Origin of the sequence: Lacihabitans sp. LS3-19 (genome assembly GCF_024343575.1) — a bacterium.
GTDB lineage: Bacteria > Bacteroidota > Bacteroidia > Cytophagales > Spirosomataceae > Leadbetterella.
In genome coordinates this window covers 219,361-240,315 of record NZ_RJUA01000120.1, presented here as the reverse complement: position 1 = coordinate 240,315, position 20,955 = coordinate 219,361, and the positions used below count along the sequence as shown (strand labels likewise).

General features: G+C 32.6%; 20 protein-coding genes. 10 read left to right on the top strand and 10 right to left on the bottom strand.

The genetic code is table 11. The features are described from left to right. Window positions 1–47: 47 nt before the first annotated feature. The gene (locus EGI22_RS18650) at window positions 48–659 is read right to left on the bottom strand and encodes a WbqC family protein (protein ID WP_255069958.1); all 612 of its coding nucleotides are present in this window, start codon (window positions 657–659) and stop codon (window positions 48–50) included. A 59-nt stretch (window positions 660–718) separates the two neighbouring features. Here EGI22_RS18650 and EGI22_RS18645 point away from each other — a divergent pair, with 59 nt between their 5' ends. Then, a complete protein-coding gene (locus EGI22_RS18645) occupies window positions 719–3,337 on the top strand; it encodes an OmpA family protein (RefSeq protein ID WP_255069956.1) in 2,619 nt (872 codons plus the stop codon). Here the strand turns inward: EGI22_RS18645 and EGI22_RS18640 are convergent. Next, window positions 3,334–4,293: an L-threonylcarbamoyladenylate synthase gene (locus EGI22_RS18640; protein WP_255069955.1), complete on the bottom strand. Its 960-nt coding sequence runs from the start codon at window positions 4,291–4,293 to the stop codon at window positions 3,334–3,336. The two genes, EGI22_RS18645 and EGI22_RS18640, sit on opposite strands and share 4 nt — an antisense overlap. Continuing rightward, window positions 4,290–5,498: a tRNA pseudouridine(38-40) synthase TruA gene (gene truA, locus EGI22_RS18635; RefSeq protein WP_255069954.1), complete on the bottom strand. Its 1,209-nt coding sequence runs from the start codon at window positions 5,496–5,498 to the stop codon at window positions 4,290–4,292. Before truA ends, EGI22_RS18640 begins: the two co-directional genes overlap by 4 nt. A gap of 109 nt (window positions 5,499–5,607) precedes the next feature. Here truA and EGI22_RS18630 point away from each other — a divergent pair, with 109 nt between their 5' ends. The 5 genes from EGI22_RS18630 to EGI22_RS18610 all read left to right on the top strand — a co-directional run bounded on the left by EGI22_RS18630 (window position 5,608) and on the right by EGI22_RS18610 (window position 10,233). Next, the gene (locus EGI22_RS18630) at window positions 5,608–6,813 is read left to right on the top strand and encodes an MFS transporter (protein WP_255069953.1); all 1,206 of its coding nucleotides are present in this window, start codon (window positions 5,608–5,610) and stop codon (window positions 6,811–6,813) included. A gap of 63 nt (window positions 6,814–6,876) precedes the next feature. Next, window positions 6,877–8,277, top strand: a complete 1,401-nt coding sequence (gene fumC, locus EGI22_RS18625; protein ID WP_255069952.1) for a class II fumarate hydratase — start codon at window positions 6,877–6,879, stop codon at window positions 8,275–8,277. A 53-nt stretch (window positions 8,278–8,330) separates the two neighbouring features. After that, window positions 8,331–8,618 carry a hypothetical protein gene (locus EGI22_RS18620; protein ID WP_255069951.1) on the top strand — a complete coding sequence of 96 codons (288 nt, stop codon included), beginning with the start codon at window positions 8,331–8,333 and terminating at the stop codon, window positions 8,616–8,618. A gap of 60 nt (window positions 8,619–8,678) precedes the next feature. After that, entirely contained in the window at window positions 8,679–9,707 is a 1,029-nt protein-coding gene (locus EGI22_RS18615; protein WP_255069950.1) for a hypothetical protein, read from the top strand. Continuing rightward, window positions 9,685–10,233, top strand: coding sequence for an NUDIX hydrolase (locus EGI22_RS18610; RefSeq protein WP_255069949.1), 549 nt, complete (start codon window positions 9,685–9,687; stop codon window positions 10,231–10,233). The genes EGI22_RS18615 and EGI22_RS18610 overlap by 23 nt, the downstream gene beginning before the upstream one ends. On the opposite strand, the gene holA is transcribed toward EGI22_RS18610, so the two are convergent. From holA to EGI22_RS18585, 5 genes are all read right to left on the bottom strand, one after another. After that, window positions 10,225–11,244 (bottom strand): DNA polymerase III subunit delta, encoded by a 1,020-nt coding sequence (gene holA / locus EGI22_RS18605; RefSeq protein ID WP_255069948.1) that lies wholly within the window; start codon window positions 11,242–11,244, stop codon window positions 10,225–10,227. The two genes, EGI22_RS18610 and holA, sit on opposite strands and share 9 nt — an antisense overlap. Next, window positions 11,234–11,848: an ACP phosphodiesterase gene (locus EGI22_RS18600; RefSeq protein WP_255069947.1), complete on the bottom strand. Its 615-nt coding sequence runs from the start codon at window positions 11,846–11,848 to the stop codon at window positions 11,234–11,236. The genes holA and EGI22_RS18600 overlap by 11 nt, the downstream gene beginning before the upstream one ends. Then, on the bottom strand, window positions 11,845–12,318 hold the full coding sequence (locus EGI22_RS18595; RefSeq protein ID WP_255069946.1) for a dCMP deaminase family protein: 474 nt from the start codon (window positions 12,316–12,318) through the stop codon (window positions 11,845–11,847). The genes EGI22_RS18600 and EGI22_RS18595 overlap by 4 nt, the downstream gene beginning before the upstream one ends. 71 nt (window positions 12,319–12,389) lie before the next feature. Continuing rightward, window positions 12,390–13,655, bottom strand: a complete 1,266-nt coding sequence (locus EGI22_RS18590; RefSeq protein ID WP_255069945.1) for a M43 family zinc metalloprotease — start codon at window positions 13,653–13,655, stop codon at window positions 12,390–12,392. Next, window positions 13,636–14,580, bottom strand: coding sequence for a PhoH family protein (locus tag EGI22_RS18585; protein ID WP_255069944.1), 945 nt, complete (start codon window positions 14,578–14,580; stop codon window positions 13,636–13,638). Before EGI22_RS18585 ends, EGI22_RS18590 begins: the two co-directional genes overlap by 20 nt. A 200-nt stretch (window positions 14,581–14,780) precedes the next feature. On the opposite strand from EGI22_RS18585, the gene dnaB reads away from it, so the two are divergent. Beyond that, window positions 14,781–16,334: a replicative DNA helicase gene (gene dnaB, locus EGI22_RS18580; RefSeq protein WP_255069943.1), complete on the top strand. Its 1,554-nt coding sequence runs from the start codon at window positions 14,781–14,783 to the stop codon at window positions 16,332–16,334. On the opposite strand, the gene mnmA is transcribed toward dnaB, so the two are convergent. Further along, a complete protein-coding gene (gene mnmA / locus EGI22_RS18575) occupies window positions 16,331–17,437 on the bottom strand; it encodes a tRNA 2-thiouridine(34) synthase MnmA (protein ID WP_255069998.1) in 1,107 nt (368 codons plus the stop codon). The genes dnaB and mnmA overlap by 4 nt on opposite strands. A gap of 113 nt (window positions 17,438–17,550) precedes the next feature. On the opposite strand from mnmA, the gene EGI22_RS18570 reads away from it, so the two are divergent. The 3 genes from EGI22_RS18570 (at window position 17,551) to EGI22_RS18560 (ending at window position 19,696) form a co-directional block, all read left to right on the top strand. Beyond that, window positions 17,551–18,105, top strand: coding sequence for a hypothetical protein (locus tag EGI22_RS18570; protein ID WP_255069942.1), 555 nt, complete (start codon window positions 17,551–17,553; stop codon window positions 18,103–18,105). Window positions 18,106–18,209: 104 nt separating this feature from the next. Further along, entirely contained in the window at window positions 18,210–18,689 is a 480-nt protein-coding gene (locus tag EGI22_RS18565) for a PspC domain-containing protein (RefSeq protein ID WP_255069941.1), read from the top strand. An 11-nt stretch (window positions 18,690–18,700) separates the two neighbouring features. After that, entirely contained in the window at window positions 18,701–19,696 is a 996-nt protein-coding gene (locus EGI22_RS18560) for a DUF5668 domain-containing protein (protein WP_255069940.1), read from the top strand. Window positions 19,697–19,738: 42 nt separating this feature from the next. Here the strand turns inward: EGI22_RS18560 and EGI22_RS18555 are convergent, their stop codons facing one another. Next, a complete protein-coding gene (locus EGI22_RS18555; protein ID WP_255069939.1) occupies window positions 19,739–20,950 on the bottom strand; it encodes an FtsX-like permease family protein in 1,212 nt (403 codons plus the stop codon). Window positions 20,951–20,955: the final 5 nt, after the last annotated feature.

The following is a 20,955-nucleotide window of genomic DNA, read 5'->3' as shown; positions in this document are numbered from 1 at the left end:
TAATCTCCTTTTTTTATACGAATTAACAATATTTTTAGACACATTGTTCAATTTATAGATTTAATTGAACTTTTTAACAAATCCACGCTTTCTGGTCCTTTCGAAAAAAGAAGATCTATTATGCTAAGGTTTTGCTCAAACTTATTGCCAAAATTTTGAAAATAAGGCCTTGAAACAAAATAGTCAGGTAATTCGAGTCTATTCTTTGCATTAAAGCTAATAAAATCGTTTTTATTCTCAAAATACGAAAATTCACCTTGACAAATTGTCTTGTTTATTTTTAATATTTTAAGACATATTGACAGAGATTCGTGATTAAAGTCGATTAAGTGTGAAAAAGTCTTGATAAATAAGGGCTCAAACAGATATTCATAAAACTCAAAATAGGTACTTTTTTTGTAACAATTTGAGATAGTTTTAAAATGTGACCTTTGCCAACTTGTTCTGTTATCTATTTGTATTTCTTTTATTATTTCGTTATTTGGAGCATTTAAAACAGGAATGTTTAAGGTTTCGACTTGGTGCGGCCCTAAAATATATGCTCGAGTTCGGTAAGATTGTTTCCGATATTGCTCTCCAATATTTATTTTTATTTCGGGTTCTTGTAAAATACCTGCGAAATATGCTAAACATGGCAAAAAATTTGAGGAGTATATCACCAATAAGAAAGTTTTATATTCGTTTGGAATTAAAAGAACAAAGATAATAAGGTAATTTGATGAGGAGAAGTTTTGTGTTTTTAGTTTTTATATTAATTGGAATCTTTCAAACAGTTTTGGCAAAAACTCCAGGAAATATAAAAATTTATATGGTCTTGGTAAATAGTTTTGATGGAAATCAGATAATGTCTGATTTTCAAATAAAAGTGTTCATGGAACCTAGTGGAAAAGAAATCAAACCGACTTCCAACAAAAAAGAGAGCTATTATGAAGTTCCGGAAGGTAAAAGTATTAAAGTTATCGCTTCGGCTGTGGGTTTTTATGAGGAGCAAAAGGTATTTGAAACAAATAATGTTTTAGACGGAGATATGCTCGAAATGCAACTCAATCCTAAGCCTTCTGGTGGATTGGTAATTCGAACTATTGACGCAGAAACCAAAGATCCTGTAGCTTCTGAACTATTCATTGTGTTTTTTTCTAGAAAAAATAAATTATCAATTAACGAACAAAGCCCTCAAGCTAACTATTTCTACGAGCAAAAAGGAAAATATTCAATTTATACAACTGCCACGGGATATTTAAATGATGCTCGAGAACTGGATTTGGATATTTCGGCAGATTCGAAGATTCAAAGTCTTGTGATTGAATTGGTTAAAAATCGATTGAAACAAGAAGTTGAAATTTTTGATAAATCTACTAATAGCAAAGTAAACTCTGGAATAGCCTCTGTAACTCACGTTCTAACTGGCCAAAAAGTATTTGAAGGTAAAATAGTTGATGGAAAAATTGCCTTTATAGCAAATCGAAATGAAGATTATATTTTATCGACAAAATCAGAAGGTTTTACAGATTTAAAAGAACCTTTTACGCTAGATGGCTCTTCAAAAAAGTTCGGTTTAAGTCCTAACTCAAGCCTACAAATTGATATTTATGATGACGAAACCAATGAAAGAATGGGTTTGGAAATCGAGATTGTTAGTCCGACTGGCAAAAAGTTTAAAGTGATCACAATGTCAAAAACTCCATATACTTTTATTCCTGAAGAAAAGGGAACTTATACGATTGAATCTAAAGCCAAAGGCTATATCAACAGAACTGGGACTTTTAATATTAAGTCTATGTCTGCTGGCAATACTTTTTATACATTAAGACTAAAAAAAGGCTCCAATGAATATGTAATAAAAGTATATGATATTGAAACCAAAAACCCTATCAATAATGCAATGATCAAGGTTTTCAATGAGCAATCGAGGGAAATACAAGGGAAGGCTTTGAAAAATGAGAAAACAGTAAACTTAGATGTAGAAAAAAAGCATTTCTTTGAAGTATCAGCTACAGGATATTTTGATTATACTGCAAATATTGGTTTTGATAGGTCGGTTCAAGTATATATGAAAAAACTCCAAGTTGATTCATTGGCCTCTTATACAATCCAAATTATCGATTCTCAGACTTTATTACCTATTAAAGATGCTAGAATTAGAGTTTTTGAGAATACTTCGAAAGCTATAGCTCTGAGCTTTGATAGTAAAAATTCTTTGTTTAAAACCGATAAAATTAATCCAAAACTTAAATATTCTTATTCTTATGAGCTCTCTGCCAAAAATTATACAAATCTGAGAGAGCAGCTAAATATTTCTAAAAGTGATATCGTAATAAATCTTTCGCCATTTGATATCAAAACTTACTATTTTAAATTTATTGACGGTTTTACAAAAAAAGATATCAATGTTGATTTTAAATTATTAGTGGACGAAGTTGAGATCAAAAATGAAAAAGAAGGAGATAGAATAAAGGCATCAATGTCAACTGCAAACAATTATAAGATTGAATTAAACAAAGTAGGCTATACCAACCTTTCTAAAATAATTGACAAAAGAGAGGCCAAAGAAAATGAATTTGTAATTCCATTAATGAAGGAAAAATATGAAGTTTTCTTCAAAATCAATAACGACTTAAGGGCTGTAAATTCGAAAAGTTTTGTTGCAAAAATTAAAAACAAACAAAAAAATGATTCCGAAAAATTAGCTTTTGATGAGGCAAAAGGTGGTTTTATGGGAGAAATTAATCCTGAAGGTTCTTATTTAATACAAGTAGAGTCTGATGATTTCGAACCGTTTAGTACCGCATTTATGCTGAGCCAAGCTAATCCTGAGACAATGGAGTATGTTTTGACACTTAAACCAAAGAAAAAAGAGCCTGAAATGAAAATTGAGCCTGTAGTTGAAAAACCTATTGCTAAAATTGAAACGCCAAAAAAAGAAACGATTCCTGAGGCTCCGAAAGTCGAAGTGGCAAAAGAGGTTGTTGCCATCGTTGAATTAAAGAAAGGTGTTAAATATCCTTTGGAAGGTGTAAATTTTGAAAAAAGTAAAACAACGCTTGTAAGTGGAGCAGAAGTAAAATTGGACGAAATAGTAAATTATTTGAAGACAAATCCAAATTTTCAAGTAGAGATAGTGGGTCATACCGACAATGAAGGTTCAGATCAAAGACTTAATCAACGCTTATCAGAATTTAGAGCTAAGGTGGTTGCAAATTACTTGTTTAATAAAGGGATAAGTCCAGAAAGAATGACAACTTTAGGAAAAGGGTCTTCTGAACCTTTGGTAGCAAACGATACTGACGAAAATAAGGCAAAGAATAGAAGGATTGAAATCTTAGTTTTGGAAGATTAAGATTTGGCAACAGATCTTCTTAATCTATCATTAATCGCAATACCAAGCCCTTTTTCAGGGACTAATTCAATGTAAATCTTTTCGATTGGAAGTTTGTCCAAATACCTAAGTCCTTCAAAGAGTCTAAATGCAGCTTCGTTTAGGTCTTCTTTTTCAGAAAGAATAAATTGGTTTTCTATTCCTTCAAGTTTTTTTGAAAATCCTAAAAAACCGATTTTTTTATTTCCAAATTCCCGAAATTGGTCTGTTTTATCCCACAATTCCATCCTTTTATTGGGTGAATAATGTTTCGAAAGCATACCTGGAGCTTGAGGATTAGAACTTGAATGGTCTTTTATCCTTATTTCACCTGAAAAAACTGATTGCAGATCTTCAATGGCTAATCCACCCTTTCTGTAAATAACTAGTTCTTCATTTTCCATCCCAATAATAGTTGACTCCAAACCTACTTTTGAAGATCCTCCATCAAGAATATAAGGAATTTTTTCGCCTAATTGGTCAAATACATGTTGGGCAGAAGTCGGTGAAACATATCCAAAAGGATTGGCACTTGGAGCAGCCAACGGAAAGTCAAGAGATTTTAATAATTCTAATGTCAGTGGGTGATTTGGGATTCTAAGTGCAACTTTTTCTAATCCAGAAGTGGTTAAATCAGGAATAATAGATTTTTTCTCAACTAAAAATGTAATTGGACCGGGACAGAATTTTTCAGCAATTATAAAAAGTTCTTTTGGGAAGTTTTTAGAATAAAGATCAAATTGTTCTATTTCTGAAAGATGTACTATTAATGGGTCAAATTTAGGCCTATTTTTCGCCTCAAATATTTTACTAACTGCTAGTGGATCTAATGCATTTGCTGCCAAACCATATACGGTTTCTGTAGGTATTCCAACCAAATCACCTGATTCTAAAATATTTTTTGCTTTTATTAAATCTAAACCTATTTCAGCCTTCATAATTCCTTCTCAAAATAAATAATATCCTCTTCTGGGTTATAATTGTAGGGTTTTGTAACTTTAAAATCTAAACTTTTATACAATCCAACAGCTGAATTCAGTCTTTCTAAAGTATCTAACTTCATAGTTATATAACCCAAGCTTTTTGCTATTTCAAGGAGTTTTTCTGCGAGTTTTCTTCCAAGACCATAACCTTGATATTCAGGTAAAACAAAAAGCCTTTTCATTTCGCAGATACCTTCACCCAATTTTTTTAGGGCAATTATACCAACCGGCTTACCTCTGTCTTTGGCTAATAGGATTCTTCCGTATGGTTCACCATAAATCTCGTTGAATCGCTCAAGTTCTTCATCAAAATTTTGAAAGCAAAGCGAAATGCCTAGGTTTTCTTGGTATTTTATAAAAAGTCCTTTTACAATTTCACTATCTTTTTCTAAAGCTTTTTCAATGGTAAACTCCATTTCAAAATAATTTTCAGGGTAATTTACTTGTTCTAGGGTCAGGCCTTCCGGTTTAGCTGCAATTCCTGCCTTGTTTCTATCTTTGGCTAAAATGATGTTTTCGAAATCCGGTATTGATATTTTTCTTATACTAACATCTAATAATGTACCGACAATAGCCCGAACCATTCCTCTTAAAAACCTATTCGCTTTGATATGAAACTCAATTACGTTTCCATTTTTTACCCAAAAAACTTCCTCGATTTGGCATTCAAAAGTTCTAACATTGGTTTTTACTCTGCTGAAACTCTTAAAATCTGTATGTTTTAATAAAATTTTTGAAGCCTCGTTTAGCAAATCCAAAGAAAGATTTTTGAAATATAAGGCCGCAAAACCATGAACAAAAGGATCTTTTGTTTCTATAATTCTATAAATATACTTTCTAGTGAGTGCATCAAATCTAGAATGGCTTGTGGGAGAAACTAGATAAAACTGTTTTATAGAAATATCTGAATGTAAATATCCATTCAATCGATTTTTCAGACTAATAGGGTCTTTTATTTTATGAGAAGTATTAAAATGAGCAAATTGCTGCATCGCATGGACACCTGTATCCGTCCTACTGCTACCCATTATAGTGATTTTTTCTCCTAAAATTAAGCTCAAAGCAGCTTCTAAATCACCTTGAATACTGTTCTCTCGAGGTTGAATTTGCCATCCATGAAAATTTGTACCTAAATAGGCAACTTCTATAAAGTATTTCATAGTGCAAAATTAAAGTTTTTTTCAGCAAATAATTGGCAAAATGATTTTTTAGCGATTAAAAAAATGCTTTTTTTGTGTATTAAACAAAACAATAAAACCCTATTATTATATGAAAATGACCGTTAGGATTCAACTTGTGTTGATGATGTTTTTGATGTTTTTTACTTGGGGAGCTTGGTATGGACAAATGGGAAAATACATGTTTACCACTTTAAAAGCCTCTGGAGACCAAATAGGCAATGCATATGCCACTTTTTCTATTGCTTCCATTATTGCTCCGTTTTTTATAGGAATGATTGCTGACAGGTATTTTTCAGCTCAAAAAGTAATGGGCGTTTTGAATTTGTTAGGAGCTGGAATCTTATTTTTCCTAATTAAAAACCAATCAGCAGATACATTTTTCTGGTATATTTTAGCCTACACGCTGACTTTCGCTCCAAACTTGGCTCTTTCTAGTGCTATAGCCATGAACCAAATGAAAGATCCAGGAAAAGAATTTCCAGTCATTAGAGTTTTTGGTACAATTGCTTGGATTGTTGTTACGAATATTATCGGATTTTATGGAATTGGCGACAAAGTTGACATTTTTCAAATCGCCATGTTTACATCTATTGCGTGGGCAGTTTTCGCTTTTACTTTGCCCAATACGCCTCCAAAAGCAACAGGTAAAGCCACTATTGGTCAAATCTTAGGAACCGATGCTTTTGTTTTATTCAAAGACCGTTCTTTTCTGATTTTCTTTATTTCTTCTGTTTTGGTGTGTATTCCTTTAGCTTTTTATTATGCTCATGGCAATTTATCATTGACGGAATCGAATATGACAAATGTTGAAAATAAAATGTCGCTTGGCCAAGTTTCAGAAGTAGGTTTTATGCTATTGATTCCTTTTGCATTACAAAAGTTTGGCATTAAGAAAATGTTGATTGTTGGACTTGTAGCATGGATTATCAGATTCGTATGTTTTGGTTATGGCGATGGTATTTCTTCAGAATGGATTTTATATATAGCAATATTGTTACACGGCGTTTGTTATGATTTCTTCTTTGTAACTGGCCAAATATACACGGATAACAAAGCTGGTGAAAAAATCAAAAACTCTGCTCAAGGTTTAATAACTTTTGCTACCTATGGAGTTGGTATGGGAATTGGATCGTTTTTATCAGGAAAAGTGCTAACTGCTTATAGTTCAGAGGTTGATGGAGTAGTAACACATAATTGGACAGGCGTATGGATGGTTCCTGCATATATTGCTGCAGCAGTTTTGGTTTTGTTTATTTTGTTTTTTAAAGATAATACAAGGAAAACGGCCGAATAAATTGTATAATTCTAAGTTTGATATTAGCCGATTGAGATTTAAATTTGTAAAAAAAAAAGAAATATGGAATATAGAATAGAAAAGGATACTATGGGGGAAGTTCAAGTCCCTTCGGATGTATATTGGGGTGCTCAAACCCAGAGGTCAATTGAGAACTTTAAGATTGCCCAAGACATAAACAAAATGCCTAAAGAGATTATAAAAGCATTTGCTTATCTTAAAAAAGGGGCAGCCTTGGCAAATTTAGAAGCTGGTGTATTAGATGAAGAAAAAGCAAAACTTATTGGTGTTGTTTGTGATGAGATTTTAGCTGGAAAACTCGATGATCAATTTCCTTTGGTAGTTTGGCAAACTGGCTCAGGTACACAATCTAATATGAACTGTAACGAAGTTATTGCTTATAGAGGACATGTGTTAAAAGGTGGCGAATTGACCGATAAAGCGAAGTTTTTGCATCCAAATGACGATGTAAATAAGTCCCAGTCATCAAATGACACCTTCCCCACTGCCATGCATATCGCTGCTTATAAGATGCTAATGGAGACCACTATTCCAGGAATTGAAAAGCTTAGAGATACTTTGGCAGCAAAGTCTAAGGCGTTTATGCATGTGGTGAAAATTGGTCGTACGCACTTTATGGATGCCACTCCACTAACCCTTGGCCAAGAATTCTCAGGTTATGTTGCTCAACTTAATCATGGTTTAAAATCAATAAAAAATTCTTTAAGCCATTTGTCTGAATTGGCTTTGGGCGGTACGGCTGTTGGTACTGGAATAAATACACCGGATGGATATTCTGAAAATGTTGCTGGTCAAATTGCTAAATTGACGGGATTACCTTTTGTAACTGCAGAAAATAAATTTGAAGCCTTAGCAGCACATGATGCGATTGTAGAAGCACATGGTGCTCTAAAAACTATGGCTGTCAGCATGATGAAAATAGGAAATGATATCAGAATGTTGTCATCAGGGCCTAGATCTGGTATTGGGGAGATTCATATTCCTGATAATGAGCCGGGTTCTTCAATAATGCCTGGAAAAGTAAATCCAACGCAATGTGAAGCAATGACTATGGCTGCAGCTCAAATTTTAGGAAATGACGTTGCAATCAATATTGGTGGTTCAAATGGCCATTTTGAGTTGAATGTTTTCAAGCCAATGATGATTTATAACTTTTTGCACTCAGCTAGGTTGATTGGTGATGTTTGTGTTTCTTTTAATGATAAATGTGCAGTAGGCATAGAGCCATTGTATGATAATATCCAAAAACATGTTAACAATTCATTGATGCTTGTAACTGCCTTAAATACAAAAATTGGTTATTATAAAGCGGCAGAAATAGCTCAAACAGCTCATAAAAATGGAAGTACTTTAAAAGAAACCGCAATTTCTTTAGGATATTTAACTGGGGAAGAATTTGATGAATGGGTTAAACCTGAAGAAATGGTCGGAAAAATCTCTTAATTTCCTTTTGAATTTTGATCAGTTAGTATTATTTTTGATAAAAAAAACATCAGATGAAAAGATTTACATTGGTTTTGTTCTTATTTATTGCTAGTTTTTCATTGACTAGTTTCGGAATTATCAGTAATCCGAATGCTTCCGTAAAGCAGAATAAGGAATGTAATACTTTGGTTGTTAACTCTAAATCAACAGTTAAAATACAGCAATGTTTAGCCAAACCATTGGTAGAGGCTAATGATGTTGAGTTAAAGGATGATAATCAAAAAAGTTTTCTAAGAAGTTTTTTTGGCATTGTTTATAATGCAATTACAAAAATAGTCTTAGCTATAATTTCGAAATAGAAATTCAATGTATTAAAATATAATTTTAAACGTTGTTCTTAAACGAACAACGTTTTTTTTATGAAATATTCAATCCTTTTTATTTTTCTTATTTCATTTTCATGCAAAAAAAGCGATGTTGAGCAGCCTATTTACTTTACAAAAGGTTCAGCTTTGATATTAAATGGTGCTGAAAATAGCATTTCTGTGATTGACACTAAGGGTTTTACAGAAAAATCTAGATTTTTTATTGAAAATCAAGGCAACACTTTTGCTCACCATATATATTTCTCAGCAGACAAAAGTAAATTGTCAATAGCCTTACCTGAGTATGATTTTTCAAATGGGCATAATGGTTTACATGGTGCAAATGTTCTGGGTAACGTTGCAGTTATTGACGTAAAAGGAAACAAAACGGAAGGTAGCTTTCCTGTTTCTTTTGCAAATCATAATGCCATTTTTTCTTTAGATGGAAAAGAGATTTGGACAAGTTTGGTTTCACATTCGGGAAAAATAGCAATCTACAATTCAGAAAATTATAATTTGATTAAAGAAATACCAGTTGGCCCTGATCCATCGGAGGTTATTTTTGCTAAAAATGGGCAATTAGCTCTAGTTGCTTGCGGCGAAACTTCATTCTTAACTGTTATTAACACTGAAAGTAAAGAAGTCATTAAAGAAATTAAAATAGACCCTTTCCCAACCAATGTATGGCCTGGTTGGGCTCAGAATATTGTTTTCGTTGAAAATGGAAATCAAAAGACCATAAATATTATTGATTTAGACACTTTTAAGGTTGTAGATTTTGTTGATCTAGATTTTGTACCAGGATTTACTATATTTAATTCAATGACCAATGAACTTTGGATATGTGCCCCAAGAATCAATAAATTAAAGGTATTTGAAAAAACTGGTGATGCTTGGAAATTAAAAAATGAAATCGAAACAGATAATGAGCCACATCAAATTGGCTTTATCAATAGTTTATCTCAAGTAATTGTAATTAATCAAAAGAGTAATACCGCACAGTTAATAGATGTAAATACTAAAAAAGTAATAAATAAAATAAATGTAGGTTTAAAGCCAAATGGTATTGCTATTTGGGAATGATAATATGGAGTTATTGGAGGAAATTAGGAGTTTTGTATGCGTTTTTGAGAATGAAATTGCGATAAAAGAACGTTTTATTTCTTTTATTGAAGAAAATGATAATTGTTTTGAAAGGACGCTATTAATAGGACATATAACTGCATCTGCTTTCGTATTTGATCCTAATACTTCAAAAGTTCTTCTATTGCATCATAAAAAACTAGACAAATGGTTACAACCTGGTGGGCATTGTGATGGAAATACAAACACGGTTGAAGTTGCTCTCACTGAAGTTTGGGAGGAAACGGGTTTAAAAATTGCCAATCCAAGCAATAAGATTTTTGATTTGGATATTCATACCATACCAGAACACAAAAATGTCCCAGAACATGAACATTTTGACGTAAGATATTTGTTTGAAGCAGATTCTAATGTTTCTTTAATTCAAAATCATGAAACCAATGAATTGAAATGGGTGTCAATAGCTGATATTGAGAATTATACAAAAGAAGAATCAATCTTGAGAATGGTAAAGAAATTAATATAAAATCCTGAAAATAAGGTCTTGATAAAGTTCACCCTCAGAAACAGAGCCCGCATCCACACCTTTTGATTTTTTGTCTGCGATTTTCAAAGCATGAATAATATTCATCAAATGGCTTATTGGATACAAAGAAGCAGCTTTTTTGTAATCTTTCAGAAAATAAGCATTTACCCCCATCATTTTTGCCAAATCAGCATCAGAATGATTTTTTAAACCTTGTAGCAACAATACTTTCGAGAAGAAATTATACAATATGATTATGTTTGGCGTAATTGGGTGGTCTTTTGTATTGTCCCCAAAGTATTTAATGATTTGATAGGTTTTCTTAGGGTTTTTCTCAATCAGGGCCTTTTGAAGTTCAAAAACATTGTAATCTTTTGAGATGCCTACATATTTTTCTATTGTATTCGCATCTATTGCTTCCTCAGGTTTAAGATTAACTTTTAGTTTATCAATTTCATTATGAATAGCTTGAAGATTGTTGCCAATGTGCTCATTTAACAATTGAACGGCTTTTGGGCTTATTTTAAGTTTTAAATCAGAACAAAGCGAAAGAATAAAATCAGGAACTTCATAATCATACATTTTCTTGAAGTTCAGAATTTGGCCATGTGTGTTAAAAGCTTTAATCCAAGTTTTGCGTTCGTCTTGTGCTTTTCCAAAACTAAGAACAAGTATAGTTGAATTCAAAGGATTTTTGGCGTAATTCTCTAGAAGTGCTTGATTTTCTTTATTGTTTAAGTCCGAAATCATGTGAGCTTCTTTCACTACAATAAGCTGCTTTTCGGCCATCATTGGAAACTTTCTGGCATAATTTATTACATCGCCAGTAGTTATGTCTTTGCCATAAAGAATATATTCATTAAATCCTTTTTCGAAATCGGGAATGGCAATCTCAATAATTTTCTGGACGAATGAATCTATGTAAAATGATTCTGTTCCATGAACAAAGTACAAGGGTTTGAGCGTTTTTTGCTCTAGTTTATTTATTATTTGCGTATTATTATTCGCCATTTAATTTGTTGTCTATCAAAAAATTATCGCAAACTTTTTTTAATTCTTCAAAAAACTCAAGGAATTTTTCATTTAAGAAATAATAATTTTCTTCAAATTCTTTCAAAGACAATGTAAGGTCTATTTCTGATTTGTTTATTTTGTTATTTAGGTTTTTGAAGGCTTTTTCTAAGCCCCAGTTTTCTATATAATTTTTTAGCCAATCGTGTTCAATCATCGAGTTGATCATTCCTTTGAGCATTTCTGGCTGAATCTCTTGGTAGTTTTTCAAAGAATTATATACTCTTTTTCTAAAATGCTCAAAATCTTCTTCTGTAAAAATCAACCAGTTTTTAATTAAAAAATGATCAAATAAAACATCAACAATAATTGGAGAATATTTGCCAAAATTTGGATAAAAAACTTCTTTACATTCTTTAACCACTTTGTGTGTATCAGTTAATGTATCAATAGTTCTGTGTAATTGAAGGCCCATTTTTACATCCTTTGGCAAAATACTATTAGTACTATTCTCGATATTTCCTTTGACAAAATCCTCCAGAAGGTTACCTAAAATTACCCCGTCATTATTTCCAGACAAAAACAAATGTGCTAAATAATTCATGAGATTTCATATTTAACTACTTCGACTCCAAATTTCCTCAAAAAATCAACGCCTTCATCACTCGGAATTCCTTTATATTCGGCATAAGAATTCAAGAAAAATACTTTCTTGATTTTCATTGAATAAATAACTCTTGCACAGGCGATACAGGGAGATAAAGTAACATAAAGTGTAGAATCTTCAACTTTTGCACCGTTTTTTGAAGCATATAAAATGGCATTTTGCTCGGCGTGAAGTGCTAATGAGCAACTACCCTTCGAATCTCTCGGACAGCCGGCATCTCCAAAGTCTTCGTCACAGTTATGTGTTCCTGAAGGCGGACCATTATATCCAATAGATATTATTCGAGTTTCATTAACCAACACTGCTCCTACTTGTGCTTTTATACAGTGGGACCTTTTTGCCAAATCAATGGCCAAATTCATGAAAATATCGTCAAATTTGGGTTTTTCGGGTTTTACAAATTCCATTGATTGTTATTAAAAAGAAAGATAATTTCAAAATTAATCAAATTTGGTTTCGATAAAAAACTTAAATGTTTTTAAAGAGAAATTAGTTTTTTGAAAATCATTTCATTGCCTGATTTGACTTTGAGGTGGTAGATTCCTTTACCTAATGAATTTTTAGAGATTTGAATAAGTCGACTTGGCGTGTCAGTGTAAGATTCTGAAAGAATTTTTCTTCCAAAATTATCAAAAATTTGGTAATCGAAATCACCGAAAGCATTTAATAAAACCTGAAACTGTATATTGTCTGTTGAACTAGGGTTTTCAAGGACTTTAACCACCAATTGCTCCGTTTGAGGAAGATTAAATTCAGCAAAAGTGAGCAGTCTTTTTCTTCTTTTGCTTATTTCTAAAATAGCTCTGGTTCTATTTTTTTGATCTTGCGTAAAAATATTCATACAACTATCAACAGTGTAATCCATGAAGTTTTCTATCATGTTTAGGGTTTTCTGACCTTTACAATTTGAATATTTCGGAACACAAATAGTTGTCAGGTTTGCAGATTCAGTTGGTGGCGTATCATTGCAGAAATCATCTCCACAGTAGTCGTCACCCCAAGTATGAATTAATCCTCCTAACCAATGGCCGATCTCGTGTGTAAGTGTGCGGCCATCTGTATAAACACCATTATTGGCAGTACCTATTTTTTTGCCAAAGGCGTGATGGTCAATCATGACACCATCAATTTTCTCATCGGTTTCGTCTAATTCTAATCCATCATATTCACCTGTCGGAAATTCTGCATAACCTAAAAAGTCATCTTTGAGAGATGTTACCCAAATATTCAGATATCGATTTGAATCCCAGTAGGATAGGTTGGATAAATTAAAATTATCCTTGAAAACATCAAATGAAGCTTTGGGAGAATAAATCCTGTTAATGCCAGAACTAGGTTTTCCATCAGGGTCAAAATTGGCTAAAAAAAACTCAATATTCATATCAGAGCCTACTGGTGAAGTATTGTAGCCTAAAGTTCCGAATTGACGCCTATAATCTTCATTAAGTACTTTTATTTGAGAGAAAACTTGTTCGTCAGAAATGTTGCCGTTTTCTTTTCCTCCTATTGTTCCAGAGGAATTATTATGAATGATATGAACAACAATAGGAATTCTAAGTAATTTTTCTTCAAAAATGGTATTTGCTCCATTTTTTAAAAAAACTTCTGATTTTTTTGCAAAATAAGGAGAATATTTAACACCATATTTTGGGTCTTTTAAGTCTCTAACCGCACATTTTTTTAGCGTTTGTCCATTTGCTCCAATTAAACTAAAAAACAATAGGCTAAAGATCAGCTTTCTCATAGGCTTCCAATATTTGAACAACAAGTGGGTGTCTAACTACGTCTTTTCCATCAAGCTCAATAAACTCAATTCCTTTGATGTTTTTGAGTTTTCTTTCAGCATCTTCCAAGCCAGATTTCTGATTTTTTGGTAAATCAACTTGCGATTTATCTCCTGTTACTATTATTTTCGATGCTGGACCCATTCGCGTCAAAAACATCTTTAATTGCATTGGAGTTGTATTTTGGGCTTCGTCTAAAAGGATAAAGGCATTGTCTAAAGTTCTACCTCTCATATACGCCAAAGGGGCAATCTCTATTGTGTTCTTTTCCAGATATAATTTTAGTTTTTCGCTCGAAACCATATCTTCCAAGGCATCATAAATTGGCCTTAAATACGGATCAATCTTTTCTTTCAAATCGCCAGGTAAAAAACCAAGGTTTTCACCTGCCTCTACAGCAGGTCTTGTTATGATTATTTTCTTGATTTTTTTATCTTTTAATGCTCTAACTGCTAAGGCGACTGCCGTATATGTTTTTCCTGTTCCAGCAGGTCCAATGGCAAAAACGATATCAAATTTTTCGGAAGCTTCAACTAAACGCTTTTGATTAAGTGTTTTAGCTTTTACAATTAGTCCCCTATTACCATGTACAATTACGTCTTTTTGGTTTAAAAACTCGTCAATCGTTTGAGTTTCACCTTCAATGTAATTTTTAACTGCATCCAACGTAAGTTTTCCTGTTTTTTCAAAATGGCTCAAAAGCTTCTCAAACAAACCCTCAAGTTTGTTTACATCTTTTTCTGGACCTTTCAGGTAGATTTCATCCCCTCTTGATATTATTTTGCTTTGAGGATATGTTTTAGCAATTTCTTTTATGTTTTCGTTCTGAATTCCGAAGAATTCATTCAATGCGACGGCCTCAAGTTTAATAGTTTTTTCTGTCAATTGATAGAATTTTAAATTTTTACCAAAATTGTAAAAATTATTCACAATTTCATTGATTTTTCCACAAAATTTTAAGTTAATTTTATTAAATTACTGATAGATAAAGGCTTCTAAGTTTTAGTGAAATGTATCCATTTAAATATTTATTTTTTTTGATGTAATATTGTATCGCGGTTAACCCAATATGAAAAAATAAGGCTTTGAGCGAATCTATAAATATATCGACTATCAGTGAGAATTTATCTCTTCAAAGAGGTAAAGTAGCTCCCCAGGCAAACGAAATGGAAGAGGCTGTTTTGGGAGCTATTCTTATTGATAAAGATGCATTTGCTATTGTAAATGAGCTACTTAATATTCAAAGTTTCTACAGCGAGTCACATCAAATTATATATTCTACACTTTTAGAATTATATAAAAATTCAGAACCTATTGATTCTTTGAATCTCATAAGGAATTTAAGGATCTCAGGTCAAATTCAAAAGGTTGGAGGAGCAAAATATATTGCCACTTTAAGTAGTAAAGTCAATTCAGCGGCTAATATTGAATATCATGCCATGGCTATATCTCAGTCTGCTATCAAGAGAGAAATGATTACCGTAGCCAATGAAATTTTAGAAGATGGATATTCTAACAACAATGACATTTTTGATTTGTTGAATAAAACAGAGCAATCTTTTTTTGGAATTTCAGAGAAAAACATCCGTAAGAATTATTTAGATGCCAATACCATCATGCGTAATACCATTGATGAATTGGAGCATAAAAAACAAACCAATGTTGACGGCTTGACTGGAATTGCCAGTGGTTTTACGGATTTGGATGCATTGACAGGTGGATGGCAAAAGACGGAGTTAACGATTATAGCGGCAAGACCAGGTATGGGTAAAACCGCTTTTGTAGTATCTTCTATGCGGAATGCAGCCGTAGACCATAATATTCCAATTGCTATATTTTCATTAGAAATGTCGGCAACACAGCTAATGCTCAGGATGATTTCTGCAGAAGCAGAGATCGATAGTGAAAAACTCAGAAAAGGAACACTTCAGGGCCATGAATGGGAGCAATTGCACCATAGAATTACTAAATTATCCAAGTCTAACATATTTATTGACGATACCCCAGCTTTGTCAATATTGGAGCTTAGGGCAAAATGTAGACGTTTGAAAGCACAGCATAATATTCAAATGGTTATCATAGATTATCTTCAATTAATGACAGGTGATGATGGTTCAGGCGTTTCGAGCAGCCGTGAGCAAGAGATTGCTGCAATCTCAAGATCATTGAAAAACCTTGCTAAAGAATTAGAAGTGCCTGTTTTGGCTCTTTCGCAGTTAAGTAGAGCTGTAGAGACCAGAGGCGGTGATAAAAGGCCGCAACTATCGGATTTGAGGGAATCGGGATCAATTGAGCAAGATGCTGATATGGTAATGTTTCTTTACCGTCCTGAGTATTATAAAATCACTGAAGACGAATTAGGTAATTCAACAGAAGGAATCGGCGAATTAATAATTGCAAAAAATAGAGCGGGAACAATAGAAAATATTAGACTTCAGTTTATTGGTAAGTTTACCAAATTTGCTAACATCGGTGAATACTCTGTGGGCGGAAGTTCCAACGCTTCATTTAGCCAACATTCAGGTATTAGCGATTTCGAATCCCAAGCAGTAGATCCTGGTTTTAAGACTTTCAGTAGCAGAATGAATGCCGACAAAGAAGCCCCAAAACCAGATTCTGAAGAAGAATACCCTTTTTAAACTCTATAGTTTTTAAGTATCCAGCCCCCTCCTATTACATCATCTCCTTCGTAAAAAACTGCGGCTTGACCAGGTGCTATTGCAGCAACGGATTCTTTGAACAATACTTCAATCTTGTCTTTTTCTATTTGCTTTATAAAAGCTTCTTGACCTTTGTCTTTATATCTAACTTTTGTAACGGTATTTAAGCCTAATTCTGGAATTTTATCATATTTCTGAAGGTTCAATTTTCCTACTGTCATCCCGTTTTTAAGCAGATATTCTTCCGTTCCTAAAATTACTTCGTTGGTCTCTTTTCTTATTTCAGTAACGAAAACTGGATAACCCATAGCTATTTTTAATCCTTTACGCTGTCCAATGGTATAAAATGGGTAACCTTCGTGTTTTCCAACTATTTCGCCAGATTCAAGAACAAAATTACCTCCTTTTACTTGTTCTTCTAGTCCTTCTACTCTCCTTTTCAAGAATCCACGATAATCATTGTCAGGTACAAAACAGATTTCATAAGATTCAGATTTATTCACTAAATCATAAAAACCTTTTTGTTTTGCCATTGTTCTTATTTCCTCTTTTGTATATCCACCAAGAGGTAACAATGTCCTGGATAGACTTTCTTGTGAAACGCCCCATAAAACATAACTTTGGTCTTTGGTTAAATCAACACCTTTAGATATAATATGTCTACCATTTTCCTCCCGAATTTTGGCATAATGACCTGTAGCTATAAATTCACAATCAAGATTATCGGCTCTTCGAAGTAAAGCGTCCCACTTTATATGGGTATTGCAAAGCACACAAGGATTTGGAGTTCTGCCTTCGAGATATTCTCCTGTGAAGTGGTCGATTACAAAATCACCAAATTCAGCCCTAATATCTAATATATAATGTGGAAACCCAAGATCGACAGCAATAGCCCTTGCATCGTTTATAGAATCTAAACTGCAGCATCCAGTTTCTTTTTTTGTACCTCCTGATGAAGCATAATCCCATGTTTTCATGGTCATACCTATTACTTCATATCCTTGTTCGTGTAATAATACAGCTGCAAGCGAACTGTCGATACCGCCACTCATGGCTACTAAAACTCTTCCTTTTTTACTCATGTGTCTACTGCGAGGGTTCAAAGCCCTCCGTTAAATTTTTAAATTAAATACAAAATTACTTAACATTAAGGTCAAATGATTGGTTCTTGTTTATTTTTGCAAAAAAAACTTTAATGATAAACAAGACGATTTTAGTTAAAAGTATTACCAGTCTTTCGGAAGCGAGGTTTTGTGCAGGAATGTTTGTGGATTTTATTTCATTTGATTTTAATCCTAATAGTGAAGATTTTATAAACAAAGCCCAATTTGATGAAATCAGAGGATGGTTAAGTGGTGTTAAAATTTTAGGATCTTTAAATTCAAACGATATTTTTGAAATAATTGAATGTATACAATCTAATAAACTAGACGGATTCCTTTTTGCCGAAGACCAGATTGCCATGATGAGCGAGATTACCGTCCCGTTTAAAGTTGTAGAACTAGCGTCTTTGGATAATATTTCATTAATTGAAAAGGAATCATTAATTATATATACAGGAATGTTTGAACCTGATCTGTTCGAATCAATTGATATTAACAATGAAATATTGCTTGGTTACGACTTTGAAAATGTAAAAATTGATTTTGAAAAGCTCAAAGGTTATGCATTTAAAGGTTCAAAAGAGAATCAACCAGGTATCAATAATTACGACCAATTAATGGATGCATTTGACCTTTTAGATATGTAATAATTTCTTCGTATAAGATAAAATCGGTTTATCAAGTTTTAATACCACTTATGTAGTTTGCAATACACAGTACCTATTTCTGTTCTAAGTTTGTTTCATCAAAAATGAAAAGCTATAAAATTATGTACAGAATTAAAAATCAAGACAGTGTATTAGGAGGTGTCTGCCTAGGATTGGCAGAAAATTTAAAAACAGACGTTGCTTTAGTCCGAGTGGTATGCGTCATATTGTTTTTTACTCCATTTCCCATCGGAATCGCCTACTTTATACTATGGGCTGTATTGCCCAAACATTATTATCAATTGGCAAATAGTGAAGGAATTAATGACAACAATATAAATTTTAAATCAATTACAAATATGAGCAATCAATCAAAAAATGGAAATATGGTGGGTGGATTAATCCTCATCATATTAGGAGCTATTTTTTCTTTCAAAACTTTCTTCGACATTAACCTTTTTTCTTATCTGAAAAATATGTGGCCTTTGATATTAATTGGCCTCGGGGTTTGGATAATAGTGAAAGAAAAAGATGATAATGGTGGCGGGGATATTAATGGAAATATAACTGGTACTGGTTATTAAAAAATATTAAAATGAAAAACAACAGTAGTATATTCTGGGGTGCCATTTTGGTAGCTTTTGGATTTCTAATGCTTGGAATTGTAAACGATTGGTTTCAATTTGAAGTTAGTATCCGTGAAATAGCCAAATACTGGCCAGTACTGATAATTTTGGGTGGAGTAGCTGTTTTATTTAATCATAAAAAAACAGTTTTCAATCCTACGACTGCACTTTTAGTGGCTTTTGCAATTCCATTGGCTATTTATAATGCATCCACTACCGCAATAGATCATGTTAAAGATAAAATAGAAGGAGATTTGAATTTTGACTTTGATGATGATAACGATGATTCTGATTTTACTTTTGAAGATGACAGCGTGAAATCCGAGAATTTTTCTCAAAATTTCAATGTACCATTTGATAAAACTGTAGAAGAAGTTGACTTAGAAATTGGTGGTGGAGCAGCCGAATTTTTTCTTTCTGAACCAGAAAGTGGAAATTTGTTTGAAGCAAATACTAAATTATTTGGCAACAAATTTAACCTAGAAGAAGAAAAAATTGGAACGAAACAGGACATTAAGTTCAAAATGAATTCTAAAAATAATAACAATAATATTAGAATTGGAAAAGGAATGAACAATGACGTTCACTTGAAACTTAGCAAAACTCCTATTTGGAATTTGGATATGGGTATTGGTGCAGGAGAATTGAAATTTGATTTATCTGATTATAAAATCAAAGATATTAGCCTTAAAACTGGTGCTGCCGATATCAGTTTGAAATTGGGAGATAAAATGAAAGAAGCAAAAGTAAAAGTAGAAAGTGGAGTTGCAAAGATTAAAATTTCAGTACCTAAAGGTGTTGCTTGTCAAATAAACATGGAAGGAGCATTAAACGCCAAAGATTTTGATGGATTTACTAAAACAAACTCAGGAACTTGGAAAACTGATAATTTTGATTCAGCTGAAAAAAAGATTTTTATTGATTTAGAAAGTGGACTTTCAGCAGTTTCAGTAAATAGGTATTAATTGATTTATAATAATATCATAAAGACTGGGCTACAAATTAGCTCAGTCTTTATATTTTAAGGCTTCTACAGGACTTATTCTTTTTATAATCAATGACGGCAAAAAAGTGATTAAAAATACCACCAAAAACACAGCAATATTTATTATGAAAACTAAACCCCAATTCCAAGTAATAGGTACAAACTCCATGTAGTAGTTTGTTGCGTCCAGCTTGAATATTTTATATTTATCTTGGATAAAAGCTAAACCTAAACCTATAATATTCCCCCATAATAATCCCCAGATGATTATCCTTGAGCCGTTTGCAAGGAAAATATTTCTTATTTGACTATTTTTTGAACCTATAGCTTTTAATAGCCCTACCATAGGTGTACGTTCCATTATCATTATCAATAATACTGAAATCATATTAAATGCCGCCACAACAATGATAAGAGCTATAACCATCACAATGTTTCGGTCCAAAAGCTTGAACCAATCAAAAAATTGTGGAATTATATCTGTTACTTTTAATACTTCGAATTCTTGTGGAAATATATCCAGTAATTGCTTTTTTACTTGTTCCACATTCTCCATGTTTTTTATGAAAATCTCATAATGGCCAAATTCTCCATTTTCCCAATTGTTTATTTTCTGAATTGCCGAAAGATTGGTTAAAACGTATACTTGATCCAATTCCTCAACATTGGTATTATAAATTCCCACAATTTTCATTTTTCGAGCTCTTGGCGGATTTTGGATAAAATAAACCAATAAGTCCTCATTTAATTTTAACTGCAATTCTTTGGCTATTCTGCTGCTAATCAAAACCTCATTAGTTGAATCATAATTAAGTTTTCTGCCTTCAATTATGTTTTCTGAAAACTCCGTCCAATCAAAATTTTTCTCTAATCCTTTTAACACTACTCCCGATATCTCTTCCTCTGATTTTAGAATTACGGATTTAAGAGCGACTTTATTTACGGATTTAATTTCATTAATATTTTTAGCTTTAGTATAATATTCTAAATTATTTAGCATTGTCGCTTCTTCAAACGAGCGATTAAGTGTAATTTTGTTAACTTGAAGATGGGAAGTTTGGCTGAAGAGTTTTTTCTTTATCGTGTTTTTAAATCCTAAAAGCACAAAAAATGATAAAATTAGCACTGAAACAGCTATAGATATACTTAAAATACCAACTTTAATTATTAAAGATGAGAATGTTTGGTTTTTAGTGTGCCTGATTTTATTTGCCAAAAACAATGCTATATTCATCTATA